A 12,993-nucleotide genomic window follows, 5' to 3' on the forward strand; every position below is an offset into this window, starting at 1 on the left:
ACGTGGCCGCTTCGCGCACTCCGTCGTCCCATTCCGCCCGCGTCGCGGTCGTCCTGCTGCTCGCCTTGCTGCTGGCGGGCGGGGCCAAGGCCGCGCCGCGCCGGGTGGTGAGCCTGGTCCCCAGCCTGACCGAGACGGTGGCGGCGCTGGGGGCGGCCGACCGGCTGGTGGGACGCAGCCGCTACTGCTCTCATCCGGCCGCGGTGGAGCGCCTGCCGGCGGTGGGCGGCTACCTGGATCCCTCCTGGGAGGCGGTGGTCGCCCTCAGGCCCGACCTGCTTCTGCTCACCCCCGAGAGCCGGGAAGCCCGCCAGCGGGCGGAGGCCTTGGGCATCCCGGTGGCGGTCATCGCCCAGGACCGCCTGGCGGAGGTCCTGGCCGGGATGGAGGAGCTGGGCCGCCTGCTGGGCCTGGCGGAGCGGGGCCGGCAGCTGGCCGACTCCCTGCGCCGGGGGCTGGATGACCTGGCCCGGGGCCGGGCGGACCAGGGGCCGCCCGCCCGCGTGTTGCTGGTGGCGGACCGCGCGCCGGAACCGGGGCCACCCCGCGATTTGTGGGTGATCGGCCGCGGCAGCTGGCTGGCCGATCTCCTGGAGCAGTTGGGGGCGAGGAACGCGGCCGAGGGGCTGAGCCCGGCCCAGCCCCTGCTGTCCCGCGAGGGCGTGGCCCGGCTCGATCCGGACTGGATCCTGGAATTGTGGCCCGCGCCGCCCCCCGGCCGCTGCCTGTCCGCGCTGGCGGCGGACTGGAGGGCCTGGCCGGAGCTGCGGGCGGTGCGCGCGGGGCAGGTGCGGGCCCTGGGGGAGGACTGTCTCATCCTGCCCGGACCGCGGCTGCTGGAGGCGGCCCGGATGCTGGCCTCGCTGCTGGCGGGCGGGCCGGACGCCCCCTTGCCGGGCGCCGGGAAGCCTTGATGGAAGAAGCCCTGTCATGCGATTGACCGTGGAGGATCTGGGCTGCCGCGTGGGCGGCTTCCAGCTGGAGGGTGTCTCGCTGGAGCTGCCGCCCGGCGGGCGCCTCGCCCTGGTGGGGCCCAACGGTTCGGGCAAGTCCACCCTGCTGCGCGCCATCAGCGGCCGCCTGCCCGCCCGGGGCCGCGTCCTCGTCGACGGAATGCCCCTGGCCGCCATGGCGCCCCGCCAGCGGGCGCGGGCCATCTGCCTGTTGCCCCAGACGGAGGGTGGGGGCGGCGCCTTCACCGTGGAGGACTACGTGCTGCTGGGGCGCTATCCCCACCTGGGCTGGTTGGGGCTGCTCGGCGCCCGCGACCGCCGGCGCGCCGGCGAGGCGATGGAACGGATGGGCTGCCTGCCCTGGCGCACGCGCCGCCTGGACTCCCTGAGCGGCGGCGAGCGGCAACTGGTGCGCTTGGCGGCGGCACTGGCCCAGGAAGCGCGCATCCTGCTGCTGGACGAGCCCGGCACTTTCCTCGACCCCGGCCAGCGGCGGCGCCTGTGGGCCCGGCTGGATGCCGCGCTGGCGGAGGACGGCATCTCCCTCATCTACGTCAGCCATGATCTGAACGAGGCCCTCTGGCGGGCCGACCGCTTCCTCGCCCTGGAGCAGGGGCGACCCCTGCGCCAAGGGCCGGCCGCGCACCTGGCCGAGGGCGATTGGCTGGGCCGTCTCTTCGGTTTGCCCCTGGCCGCCGCCCGGCGGCCGGGCAGTGGGCGCACCTGGCTGCTGGAGGAGGAGGGTGACCAGGAGGCGCCCCAGCCATGAAGCGGCCGCCCCCGGGCGGGGTGCTCATCCTGCTGGCCTTGTTCAGCTTGGCCAGCCTGCCGGCGGGCCTCCTGGCCGGCGCCATGCCCCTTGACCTGGGGCGGGCCCTGGCCGACGGCGCCAGCCCCGACGCCCTCGTCCTCTTCCAGATCCGCCTGCCCCGCGTTCTGCTGGGCTGGGTGGCGGGGGCGGTCCTCGCCCTGGCCGGACTCCTGCTGCAGGCCCTCTTCCGCAATCCCCTGGCCAGCCCCTACACCCTGGGCATCTCCAGCGGCGCCGCGCTGGGATCCGCCCTCGTCCTGACCGGCGGCGGACTGGCTTTCAGCGCTCCCCTGGCCGGGGGCCTGCGGCTGGCGGGGGCGCAGGGTGGCGCCCTGGCCGGCGCTCTGCTTGCCGGCTGGCTCTGCTGGGTGCTGGGACGGCGGGCGGACCGCCACGGCGCCGGCGGCCTGCTGCTGGCGGGGGTCGCCCTCAATTTCACCTTTGCCAGCCTGCTCCTGCTCATCCAGGTGATGACCGATCCTGGCCAGAGTCTGCGCATCCTGCGCTGGTTGATGGGCGGCCTCGAGGCGGCCTCCTGGTCCCTGTTGCCCCTGCCGGCCGCGCTGCTCGCCCTCTCCGCGCTGCTTGCCTGGGGCGCGGCGCGGGACCTCGACCTGCTCAGCCTGGGGGAGGAGACGGCCCACGGCCGCGGCCTCGACCTGACCCGGCTCACCGGCGCCGTCTTCTGGCTCAGCTCCCTGCTGGTGGCCGCCCTCGTCGCCGTCACCGGTCCCATCGGCTTCGTGGGGATGATGGCTCCCCACGCCGCCCGCCTGTTGGTGGGGCCGGGGCACCGCCGGCTGGTTCCCGCCGCCCTTCTGACGGGCAGCGGCTTTCTCGTCCTGGCCGACACCTTGGCCCGCCTGCTCATCGCGCCGGCCGAGCTGCCGGTGGGAGTCATCACGGCCTGCCTGGGGGGGCCGGTCTTCCTTGCCCTGCTGGTGAGAAAGGGCGGCTGAGGGCGGGGCCTGCCACAGACCGCCGGGAAGGAGGGACGGCAAAGGAAGCCAGTCCGTCCCGGATCCGCGCCGGGAGGGCGTGGCCGGCGTCTTGCTGCCGGTCCGCCGGCTTGTCTGGAGAGAGTCGCGACCTTATCTTTGGCCCACCTGCGAGCGTAACTCAGTTGGTAGAGTGCCAGCTTCCCAAGCTGGTTGTCGCGAGTTCGAGCCTCGTCGCTCGCTTCCCTGCCCAGGCCGCCTCCGGGCGGCTTTCGCCGACCCAGTCCAGAGCGGAACCTTGCGCCACCCTCCATTCTTCCCTTGCCCCAACGCCGACGTTATCCTAGCCTTCCGCCGCCACCGGCAAAGGAGAGATCCATGCAAGCTGCACGACTGCTTTCCCTGCTCGTTCTCTGCACCCCGGCGCTGGCCGCGGCGCGGTTCGGGCCGGTCGAGACCGTCCTGGCGGACGGCGTTCCCCTGGCCGTCAACGGCTATGCCATTCCCGACCTGGCCGACTGGAACGGCGACGGACGGCCCGACCTCCTTGTGGGCGAGGGCGGCGGCGCCGCCCCCCAGTCCAAGATCCGCCTCTACCTGAACCAGGGAGGACCCGGCGCGCCCCTTTTCTCGAATTGGACCTACCTCCAGGCGGCAGGGGCGGACATTGTCCAGCCCAGCTCGGGCTGCATGGGCTGTTGTCCTCGCGTCGCGGACTGGAACGGCGACTCGCTGCCGGATCTGCTCGTGGGCCGCTCGGACGGCACGGTCCTGCTGTTCCTGAACCAGGGGCAGCCCGGCGCACCGCTGCTGGCGGCCGGCGTGGCGGTCACGGTGGGGCCGCAGGGCGGACAGGTGCCGCTCAACGTGGGCAGCCGCGCCACGCCGGAGTGGCTGGACTGGGACGGCGACGGCCGCCCCGATCTGCTCTGTGGAGCCCTCGACGGCAAGGCGCGGGTGGCGCTCAACCAGGGCGGCCCGGGCGCGCCCCTGCTGGCCGCGCCCCTGCTGCTGAGCGCTGCCTCGGGGGCCGACCTGGCCGTGACCAGCGGCCGCTCCTGTTTCGTGGTGCTGGACGACAACGGCGACGGACTGCCCGACTTGGTCAGCGGCAACACGAACGGCGAACTGCTCTACTCGCGCAACAACGGCACCATGGCGGACGAGGCCTACGGCCCCTGGGAGCCGGTTGTCTGCGGCGGCGCGGCCTTCGACCTGCCCGGCACCCAGCGCAGCCGTCCCGTCTTCAGGGACTGGAACGGCGACGGCGTCCCCGACCTGCTTGTGGGCTACGGCGACGGACTGGTCCGTCTCTGCCTGGCGCCGCCCGCTCCACCCGAGCCCCTGCTTGCCACTGTTGTGTCCGGCGTCCTGCGCCTCACATGGCCCGCGGGCCTGCCCGGGGACGTGGTCCGCGTCCAACGGAAGGAGCTGCCGGGCGGGGAGTGGATCCTGCTGGGCGAGACGGCAGGCAGCCATTGGGACGAGGCGCTGCCGGCCGACGGCGGCGCGCTCTTCCGCGTCACGCGGGTCCGCTGAGGCCGTCCGACCGCGGCGCGAACCCGCATTCGGCAGAGTCCACCTTTTCAGATGTGCACAACCTGTTCCGGCTTGACCTGCACGCCAAGCTGGATCCTGGCCCACTCCAAACAATCGGCCTGGATCAATTCTGGGGGGTCAGGTCACGTCTCGGACTTCGCCCGGATCCGCCTGAAGGATCTGGACATGGACGCGACGTGTGAGTTCGCGCTGGCGGACTTGAACTAGGAGGTCCGGCGTTTCGGGTTCATTGCTGGGCGCCCAGGGCCACGCGCACTCCGGTCGACAGATCGGCCAGGGAGAAGGGCTTCTGGATGAAGTGCAGGTCCGGGTCCAGCACGCCATGGTGGGCGATGACGTCGGCCGTGTAGCCCGACATGAAGAGGCACTGGAGCCCCGGGCGTCCCTCCTGCAGGCGCCGGGCCAGGTCGCGGCCATTCATCTCGGGCATGATCACATCGGTGAGGAGCAAGTCGATGCCGTCCTCGCGCTGCCTGGCCACCTCAATGGCCTCCAGGGGGGAGCTGGCAGCCAGCACGGTGTAGCCCAGGTGCTCCAGCATGAGGGCCACCATGTCCAGGATGGCGGCCTCGTCCTCCACCAGCAGGATGCTCTCGCGGCCCCGGGCGGGGGCAGGGGCGGCGGCGTCCTGCTCGCCGGTCAGCTCCGACCCTGCATGGCGGGGCAGGTGGATGGTGAAGCGCGTGCCTTGTCCCAGCGAGCTTGCCACGTCGATGAAGCCGTGGTTCTGGCGGACGGCGCCATAGACGGTGGCAAGACCCAGGCCCGTGCCCTTGCCCAGCTCCCGGGTGGTGAAGAAGGGCTCGAAGATGTGGGACAGGGTCTCCCGGTCCATGCCGCACCCGGTGTCCTTCACCACCAGCCGCACATAGTTGCCGGGCAGGCTGTCGGCCATGCTGGCGCAGGCTTCCGCCTCCAGGGTGGCGTTGTCCGTCGCCACCGTCACCTGGCCGGTTCCCTGGATGGCGTCCCGGGCGTTGACGCAGAGGTTGACCAGGATCTGGTCCACCTGGGAAGGATCCATCCGCACGGGCCACAAGGCTGGACCCGGCCGCCAGTCCAGCGTGAGGTGCTCGCCCAGGAGGCGCCGCAGCATGTCCAGCATGCCGGCCACCACCTCGTTCAGGTCCAGCACCTGGGGCATGACCGTCTGCCGGCGGGCGAAGGCCAGGAGCTGGCGCGTCAAATTGGTCGAGCGCGTGGCGGCCTTCTGGATCTCCAGCAGATCGCCGTGGAGTGGCTGGCCGGCTTCCAGGCCGGCCAGGGCCAGCTCGCAGTGGCCCAGGATGACACAGAGCATGTTGTTGAAATCGTGGGCCACCCCACCCGCCAGGCGGCCAACCGATTCCAGCCGCTGGGATTGAACCAGCTGGCGGCGCAGCCGCTCCCGCTCCACCTCGGCCCGCGCCCGCTCGCTCACATCGATCAGGCAGACGAGCAGACCGTCGCCGTCCTGGGTGGCCGCCACTTCCATGGGGCGCGTCTGTCCATCCTTGCAGGCAACCTGGTAGAGCTGGGGGTGCAGGGCCGAACCATCCTGCAGGGACGCGGTCCAGGACCGCATCACCTCCCGGCGGTAATCCGGGTCGGGATAGGCGCGGCGGAACCATTCCTCCACTGTGGGCAGGTCCTCCAGGGAATAACCGGTCACGTTGGTGAAGCGGCGGTTGAGGCCCAGGATGCGGCCGGATCCCGCCGAATGCGACATGGGGATGGGCGCCAGATCGAAGAGGCGTCGGAAGCGCTCCGATGCCTGGGCGGCCAGCCGGCGCAGGGAGCGCTGCCGGCGCAGGAGGAGGATCAGCCAGACGATGAGCAGGCCTTCCACCAGGATGAAGGCGAGGGCCGGCAGGATGATGTGCCGGTTGGCGCGCCAAGTGCCGACGGGCCGGTGGAGCAGGCGGCTGCCCGCCGGCAGGCGGTCCGGGGCGATGCCGTGCTGGATCAGGCGGCGCCAGTCGAAGACCGCTTCGGAGGATTCAACCACCTCCCCGAGACGGGCGGGGGACTCGCCCTTGAGCACACGCGTGGCCAGACCAGCCAGCTGGCGACCCAGGGCGTGGCCTCTGCTCATCATCCCGCCGGTGGCGCCCCAGGCCAGATGCTGTTCGCGATGGCTGAAAATGGGCACGGGCGCGATGGCCGCCAGTTCCCGCAGCACTTCCGGCAGATCCACGGCCCCCGAGGGCGCGGCCGCGTAATCCAGGAAGAAAACGGCATCTTCGGCCGGCAGGACCGCCACGCGATCCAGCAGGTCGCGGACCTCCAGCGCGCCCGCCTCATCGAAGAAGTGGAGGCTGGCGCCGCTCAGGCCAGGGGCCAAGGTCTGGAGGCGGGCCTGGTTGATCCGGCCGGTGGTGGTGGCGTCCGTCACCACCCAGATGCGGCAGCCCGGCCGCAGCCGGGCGATCAATTCCACAGTGGCGCCCAGATCCTCGCTGATCCGGATGCCGGTCGTGATCGAGTCGGAGGGGGCCGGCCTTTCCACGCTGGAGTGGAGGAGAGGGATGCCGGGAAAGAGACGCGGCCGGGCCCGCCACAGCAGGTCGTGGGCGTCCTGGTCGGAGGCGAGCAGCAGGTCGAAGCGGGTGCCCGCGAACTTGGCCGCCCACACCGCCAGGATGCGCTCGCCCAGCTCTCCCGCCAGGGCGGCGGAATGGCGCTTGCCGTCCAGGTATTCCACTTGCAGTTCCAGGCCGGCGCCGAAGGATTCGAACAGGGCCTCGCGCAGACCGGTCTGGATCTCATCGGACCAGCCGTAGCCCGGGTGGTAGGAATTGACCAGGAGGACGCGGTAGGTGGGCTGGGCCCCACCAGGCCTCGGCGCCAGGCAGGTCAGCGCCAGGCAGAGGAGGAGCAGGCCGCCGGCGCTCAGGCGACGGGCGCATGGGTGACTCCGTGGCCGCACTCCCATCATCCGCCCTCCTCCAGATTGACCCCTGCCGGGATGGACATGCTCCCGGCGGCTGGGCTGGGTTCAGTTCCAGTACCGATGCGAAGACGTCTGCTGTTGGAAGGACTGCCAGTGACGGACCCATAGTAGCGAACGGAATCTGTCGGTGCCGACCGGGGCAGGTCCATCGACCGACAGGTGCAGGGCGAAGGGATGGACCCGGCGCGCGGGATGGGGGCCGACCGGCCCCGCCCACCCTGACATCCACGCAATAACTGGAGGAAGGCTCTGGGTCAGGTCACATGGGCATGGACAACGACTGGGGGCATGGCTGGACTTCGCATCGCGATGGCGCGGAGCACACGGTCCATCGGCGCTTGGCCCCATTCCAGGTGGATGTGCCGCCTGAGTCCACGCTCTGGACCGCATGGCCGCCGGTGCCCAACGGTGTCGGACGCCCTGTGAGTGAGGCCCGATGTCCGGTCAAGGATCCCACTGCCCGCATCGGAGCCACTTTGCCCATGGCGGCACAGCAGGAGACCCGTTGTAGCAAGTGATCATCCTGCTCAAACCACGGGCCGTCGCCCTGGCCACGTGTTTGCCGCCAGACCATGGCTGGCGATTCCGATTGGTGGAAAGGGACAGAGCGGAAGTGACAGAACAGAAGGAGCGCCGACAATGGAGAAGGGGTTCCGGTCTCCCGGAACCCCATGATCCTCAAGTGCACCCAGGAGGAGTCGAACCCCCAACCTTCTGATCCGTAGTTTATGTTACCCGAAAACCGGCTGTTTTCATAGCACGGCATGGAATGGCATGGCGTGGCAGAAAAGCATGAATATCAAAGAGATACGATACGGATTGAGTCCCGAGCCACTTTACATATCGCCTCGCGTTGGCAACATTTGGCGGGGGTTCACGGCGACCGGACGGCGACCGAAATGGCCCCCCTAACCTTCTGATGAGGCGTTAAATGGCTAGGATTCGATTCACGCAGAAGCTGCTGGACGAGCTGACGACCACCAAATCCAGGGACTGGTTCTACGATGAGCAGGTCCCTCTCCTGGCCCTGATGGTGACGGCCAAAGGGGCCAAATCCTTCTATGCTATCAAGACCAAGGATGGGGTGAAGCGGCATGTGCGCATCGGCCCATACCCTGAGGTTCCGATTCCAATGGCCAGAAGAATGGCCTCTGATCTCATCCTCAAGATGATCACTGGCGAGCCAGTTGGAGAGGAATTGAAGCAGCGTGAGCGGGCGGCAGCATTCTCGTTAGAGGACGCCTACAACGAGTACTGTGCCTATCTGCAACGACACCGCAAGCCCGGCACCATCTACCAGTACCGGATGCAGTGGGAGCGCTTCTTGAAGGACTGGTCTGGACATCGAGCACTTCGCTCCATTCGACGGCGAGAAGTCGTCGACCTCCACCAACAGATTGGTGACTACCATGGCCACCATCAGGCCAACCGAGTGATTGCCCTGCTGCGCGCCGTCTTCAACCGTGCCATTCGCGAGCACGAGATGGACATTGCCAACCCTGCCATGGCGATCACCTTCTACCGTGAGAACAAGCGGTCCCGCCGACTCACACCCGAGGAGCTTCCTGCCTTCTTCAAGTCAGTGGATGAGGAGCCCAACCGGGACGTCCGTGACTTCGTCCTGCTGTCCCTGTTCACGGGTGCCAGGAAGTCCAACATGCTGGGCATGCGGTGGAAGGACATTTCAATGGATCTTGGGCTGTGGCAGATTCCTTCCAGCGAATCCAAGAACAGCAAGGAGCTGGATGTCATCCTCTCATCTGTGGCGATGAAGATCCTGCGCGAACGGATGGAGTTAGCCACAGGCGAGTTTGTCTTTCCCGGACGCAACGGGCGCAGCAACGAGCACATGCGAGAGCCTAAGTTTGGGTGGCTGCGGATCTGCAAACGCGCTGGATTGAAAGATCTGCATCTGCACGATTTGCGCCGCAGCCTGGCCTCCTTCCAGATCGATACAGGTACCCCACTGGAGGTGATCCAAAAGACGCTGGGGCATGAGTCCAAGGTGACGACGGAGATCTACGCGCGCCTGGCTCTGGAGCCGGTGCGGGCCAGCGTGGAGCGGGCGACGGAGGAGATGCTGCGGCGGGCGAGGGGTTAGTCTACACGCGTTTAATAATCCAAGATTCTTGTCATGATCCGATCTCTGCTTTGAGATTAGCTGTCGGATTACTAACAATCGCTGTTCGCCCTTCACAGCTTGGTACAGTTAACAACGTTGATTTTCGGCAGGCCGTAATGGTGAACACGCCGATCACCACCGTGGCATACCGCGAGCAGCGTGCCGATCTGAGGGAACGCAGACATTGCCTCATCACAGAGGCACAGCCCACCTTGCCACAGCCCGGGGGACAGCATGAAGCACGCACTTTACCTTCTTGCCCTGAGCGCGATCGCCAGTCAGCCGACCCTGGCCGCGCCACCGCTGCCGGTCACCGATCTACAGATCCAGTTGGTGGACTCGGTCCACATCCAGTTGAACTGGTCGCCGGTGAGCCAGGACACCCTGGGCAATCCCCTCGACTGCGTCTACTACGATGTACACCAGAGCCAGACGCCGAACTTCCTCCCCTCGGAAGCCACCTGGATCGACAGCACCTCCACCACCACACTGACCGATTCATTGGCTGGCGAGCTGGGCTTCTACAGGGTCCAGGTCCAGTCCTGTGTGGAATCCTTTCCCCACGACATTGTGCGCATCCCCGCCGGCCAGTTCATGATGGGCCAGGCGGGCGTGGCCACGCCCGAGCACGAGGTCACCTTGACCAACGACTTCCTGCTGGGCCGCACAGAAGTGACCAATGCCCAGTACCTGGAGGCCTTGAACTGGGCCAAAGCGCAGGGTCTGGTCTCCGTGGGGGGGGATTATGTGCAGCAGTACAATGTGAACCTGCTGCGCATCAATCAGAGCGGCTTTGATCGCTATGAGATCCGCTACAACGCTGGCACGCAGCAGTTCTATCTGCATGCCGGAACCTATGATGCTGGAAGCTGGGGTCCGGGTGAGGCCTACCCCGGCGGCAATTACGACCCAGCGAACCACCCCGTGAAGTCCGTGTCCTGGTACGGCGCGGCCTGCTACTGCGACTGGCGCAGCCAGATGGAGAACCTGCCCCGCTATTACGAAGGCCAATGGGGCCAAATTCCCAACCCCCGCAATCCCTACACTGCCACGGGCTACCGCCTGCCCACCGAGGCGGAATGGGAATTCGCCGCCCAACACGACGACGAACGCACCTATCCCTGGGGACCCACATCGCCCACCTGCACGCTGGCCAACTTCTACAACAGCAGTTACTACTGCGTGGGTTGGACCAGCCCGGTGGGGGCGCATCCGGCGGGTGCGTCCAGCTTGGGCTTGCAGGACATGGCGGGGAATGTGTGGGAGTGGTGCAACGACTGGTACACGAGCTACAGCGCGGGGGCGGTGTCGGATCCGCCGGGTCCAGCCAGCGGCTCCAGCCGTGTCGTGCGGGGCGGCAGTTGGGTCCACGGCGCGGCCGGCCTGCCATGCGCCCTTCGCCTCTTCAACGCCCCGGCACGCGCTACCTCCACGGCTTCCGTCTCTGCAGGACCCTCCCTTAACCCTATGAACTTTTACCCTTTTACCCTTTGGAGAGCATGTTTCCGTCCCGCCCGCCCCGAGCGAAGCGGGGGCGAGGTGGGATGGAAACATGCCGGTGGCATAGCCTGATGCCGGTGAGGATTTTCACCCTTTCGTTTGATGCAGAACGCGAGTTGTTCCAGGAGGAGGATTTGAACCGTTTCTGCGCCACGCGCAGCGTGACGCAGAAACGGGCCGAGTTTTTCGCCTGGAAAGGCAAGGCCTGGTGGACGGTGTGGGTGGAGTACGACGAGGCCGTACAGGGCGAGGCGCTGCCGGAAGGGCTGGACGCCGAGCAGACGGCCACCTACCAGCGCCTGCGCGAATGGCGCTTCGGCGTGGCGGAGAAACAGGGCTTGCCCGCCTGCGTGGTGGCCGCCAACCGCAAGCAAGCCGAGCAAGCGCTGCGATATGCTAGTGGTTGATGCTAAGGAACCTTTGTCCTCGCACACCATTCAGGCAGCGCTGACGGACAGATTCTGAGCATCTGGCGAAGTGCTTGATCCCACAGAAAATCGACGTCGTGGAATTCGCGCATCCGCTGCTGGAGCGGTCCAAAGTCCATACCGAGCGCGGTTTGCCGAAGACCTGCCTCGGATCCCCAAGCCCTGCAACGGGGCGCCCGACCCTTGTACCAGACCCGCTTATCTTGGCTCCCGTCGTCACACCTCGACCTGCTTTCGTGGAGCCCATCATGTCTTGCCTGAATAGATTCCAACCCCGTGCTGGCAATCGGCGCGTTCCTCATATCACCCTCTCCCGTTCGATTCTGCTCGCCACCAGATAACCCGGGTCGACAGTCCCCGCCTGGTTGATCGCCAGGCGTAGCAAGCGGACAGGTCCGTCCCGGGGCACTTCCATGCCCAGGCCACTCGCGTGAAAAGCACGGGCCGGGTGATCCATGCCTGTGGGTCTCCCAGGCGGACTCTGTCCAATCCATCACCTGTCGGCTCCGGCGCGCACCACGCGCCCGGGCCTTGATCATGCTCTCTGGCGGCTTCGCGCCGGTGCTGACCCAGTACCGGAGCGGCCATGCTGCCCACCAAACGCACTGACGCCCTCACCCCCTCTTCCCTCTCCGACTACCTGACCCTGGCTGCCCGGGAGCCGGTCTTGCCGCCGTCCCTGGGCGATTTCCTGGCCTTGCTGGCAAATGTCAAGGCCGATCCCGTCCCCGCCGTCCGGGCGCTGGCCGCGGTCATCCGCCATCTGCAGGCGGATCCGCCGGAGGGGCCCAGCATCCGCCTCTGGCTGCTGGTCGCCTACGCGCCCGCCCTGCAGGCCCTGGCCGTCCGCTACCGCACGCCCGGGGCGACCCTGGATGAATCCGCCAGCGCCGCGGTCTGGGCCTTCCTGGAGACGCTGCAGGCCATGAGCGTGGAGCGGCTGGCCAGCCCCTGGCTGGCCCGGGAGATCGAGCGGGACACCAAGGATCGGCTGCGCGTGGTGGTGGGTGCGCGCGATTACCAGCAGGATGCCCGAAGGGCGGAGCGCCCAGACGAGGCGCTGATGGAGGACCGGGTCCGGGACGAGCGGACGGACGCCTACCAAGCGCTGGAGGATTTGATCCAGGACATGCCGGTGACCGAGGCGGAGCGCACGCTGCTTTCTGGTCTCTACGTGTACGGCTACACACTGCGGGAGATGGCCGACATGGCCGGGGAGGCTTACAACACGGTCCAGAAGCGCTTCTACCGATTGATGCGCCGCCTGGAAAATTCGAGGAGATTTCGCTGACCCTGTCCGATTCCGGCCATCTCGCCGCCCCATTAGTGGGAAAGACGAGGAGCCCCCGCATGGCCGGAATCAAGGACAGCATCATGACCGAACCCAAGGCGAGTCCCGCCGAGGACCGCGTGCGCCAGGCCTTCCTGCGCCTGGCGCTGCAAGTGGGCGGCGCCGCCGCCGAGCACCCCATCCCCGACGAGGCCGTCTTCACGCTGTGCCGCTGCGTGGATGGCGCCTTCCATGATTGCCTGGACGCCCTGCGCGATCCGGCAGGCGCGCCCACCCGCCCGCCGGCCCTCAACCTGCGGCGGCACCCGGCCGTCGTGCATCTCCTGTCCATCATCCAGCAGAAGCAGTAATCCATCAAATCGGAGGTCCCACATGGGCCGGTTCGACGACATGACCCAGCGCCACGAGCAGCACACCCTGGAGAGCGGCCGCTACCTCAAGTTCGACGACGGGGACAA

10 protein-coding genes and 1 tRNA gene are annotated in these 12,993 nt (G+C 67.9%); 10 read left to right on the forward strand and 1 reads right to left on the reverse strand.

Features of this window, described 5'->3' with window-relative positions; translation table 11 throughout:
* Positions 1–2 precede the first annotated feature (2 nt).
* The 5 genes from Q8O14_13090 to Q8O14_13110 all read left to right on the forward strand — a co-directional run bounded on the left by Q8O14_13090 (position 3) and on the right by Q8O14_13110 (position 4,241).
* Positions 3–914 (forward strand): helical backbone metal receptor, encoded by a 912-nt coding sequence (locus Q8O14_13090; GenBank protein ID MDP2361664.1) that lies wholly within the window; start codon positions 3–5, stop codon positions 912–914.
* 16 nt (positions 915–930) lie between these two features.
* On the forward strand, positions 931–1,722 hold the full coding sequence (locus Q8O14_13095) for an ABC transporter ATP-binding protein (GenBank protein ID MDP2361665.1): 792 nt from the start codon (positions 931–933) through the stop codon (positions 1,720–1,722).
* A complete protein-coding gene (locus tag Q8O14_13100; GenBank protein ID MDP2361666.1) occupies positions 1,719–2,723 on the forward strand; it encodes an iron ABC transporter permease in 1,005 nt (334 codons plus the stop codon). The genes Q8O14_13095 and Q8O14_13100 overlap by 4 nt, the downstream gene beginning before the upstream one ends.
* Before the next feature lie 149 nt (positions 2,724–2,872).
* Positions 2,873–2,945 (forward strand) — tRNA-Gly (locus tag Q8O14_13105).
* A 135-nt stretch (positions 2,946–3,080) separates the two neighbouring features.
* On the forward strand, positions 3,081–4,241 hold the full coding sequence (locus Q8O14_13110; GenBank protein ID MDP2361667.1) for a VCBS repeat-containing protein: 1,161 nt from the start codon (positions 3,081–3,083) through the stop codon (positions 4,239–4,241).
* 247 nt (positions 4,242–4,488) lie between these two features.
* On the opposite strand, the gene Q8O14_13115 is transcribed toward Q8O14_13110, so the two are convergent.
* The gene (locus Q8O14_13115) at positions 4,489–7,179 is read right to left on the reverse strand and encodes an ATP-binding protein (protein MDP2361668.1); all 2,691 of its coding nucleotides are present in this window, start codon (positions 7,177–7,179) and stop codon (positions 4,489–4,491) included.
* A gap of 946 nt (positions 7,180–8,125) precedes the next feature.
* Here Q8O14_13115 and Q8O14_13120 point away from each other — a divergent pair.
* From Q8O14_13120 to Q8O14_13140, 5 genes are all read left to right on the forward strand, one after another.
* Positions 8,126–9,295, forward strand: a complete 1,170-nt coding sequence (locus Q8O14_13120) for a tyrosine-type recombinase/integrase (GenBank protein ID MDP2361669.1) — start codon at positions 8,126–8,128, stop codon at positions 9,293–9,295.
* Positions 9,296–9,550: 255 nt separating this feature from the next.
* Positions 9,551–10,888 carry an SUMF1/EgtB/PvdO family nonheme iron enzyme gene (locus Q8O14_13125; protein MDP2361670.1) on the forward strand — a complete coding sequence of 446 codons (1,338 nt, stop codon included), beginning with the start codon at positions 9,551–9,553 and terminating at the stop codon, positions 10,886–10,888.
* Positions 10,888–11,223, forward strand: a complete 336-nt coding sequence (locus Q8O14_13130) for a hypothetical protein (GenBank protein MDP2361671.1) — start codon at positions 10,888–10,890, stop codon at positions 11,221–11,223. The genes Q8O14_13125 and Q8O14_13130 overlap by 1 nt, the downstream gene beginning before the upstream one ends.
* A gap of 607 nt (positions 11,224–11,830) precedes the next feature.
* Positions 11,831–12,535 carry a sigma-70 family RNA polymerase sigma factor gene (locus Q8O14_13135; protein ID MDP2361672.1) on the forward strand — a complete coding sequence of 235 codons (705 nt, stop codon included), beginning with the start codon at positions 11,831–11,833 and terminating at the stop codon, positions 12,533–12,535.
* 59 nt (positions 12,536–12,594) lie between these two features.
* On the forward strand, positions 12,595–12,885 hold the full coding sequence (locus Q8O14_13140) for a hypothetical protein (protein MDP2361673.1): 291 nt from the start codon (positions 12,595–12,597) through the stop codon (positions 12,883–12,885).
* Positions 12,886–12,993: the final 108 nt, after the last annotated feature.

The organism is bacterium (assembly GCA_030685015.1).
Taxonomy (GTDB): domain Bacteria; phylum CAIWAD01; class CAIWAD01; order CAIWAD01; family CAIWAD01; genus CAIWAD01.

Excerpts from the sequence above, each read along its gene's own strand:
- Q8O14_13130 (MDP2361671.1), top strand. The coding sequence starts at position 10,888 with ATGCCGGTGAGGATTTTCACCCTTTCGTTTGATGCAGAACGCGAGTTG.
- Q8O14_13135 (MDP2361672.1), top strand. The coding sequence starts at position 11,831 with ATGCTGCCCACCAAACGCACTGACGCCCTCACCCCCTCTTCCCTCTCC.
- Q8O14_13110 (MDP2361667.1), top strand. The coding sequence starts at position 3,081 with ATGCAAGCTGCACGACTGCTTTCCCTGCTCGTTCTCTGCACCCCGGCG.
- Q8O14_13115 (MDP2361668.1), bottom strand. The coding sequence starts at position 7,179 with ATGATGGGAGTGCGGCCACGGAGTCACCCATGCGCCCGTCGCCTGAGC.
- Q8O14_13100 (MDP2361666.1), top strand. The coding sequence starts at position 1,719 with ATGAAGCGGCCGCCCCCGGGCGGGGTGCTCATCCTGCTGGCCTTGTTC.
- Q8O14_13140 (MDP2361673.1), top strand. The coding sequence starts at position 12,595 with ATGGCCGGAATCAAGGACAGCATCATGACCGAACCCAAGGCGAGTCCC.
- Q8O14_13125 (MDP2361670.1), top strand. The coding sequence starts at position 9,551 with ATGAAGCACGCACTTTACCTTCTTGCCCTGAGCGCGATCGCCAGTCAG.
- Q8O14_13095 (MDP2361665.1), top strand. The coding sequence starts at position 931 with ATGCGATTGACCGTGGAGGATCTGGGCTGCCGCGTGGGCGGCTTCCAG.
- Q8O14_13120 (MDP2361669.1), top strand. The coding sequence starts at position 8,126 with ATGGCTAGGATTCGATTCACGCAGAAGCTGCTGGACGAGCTGACGACC.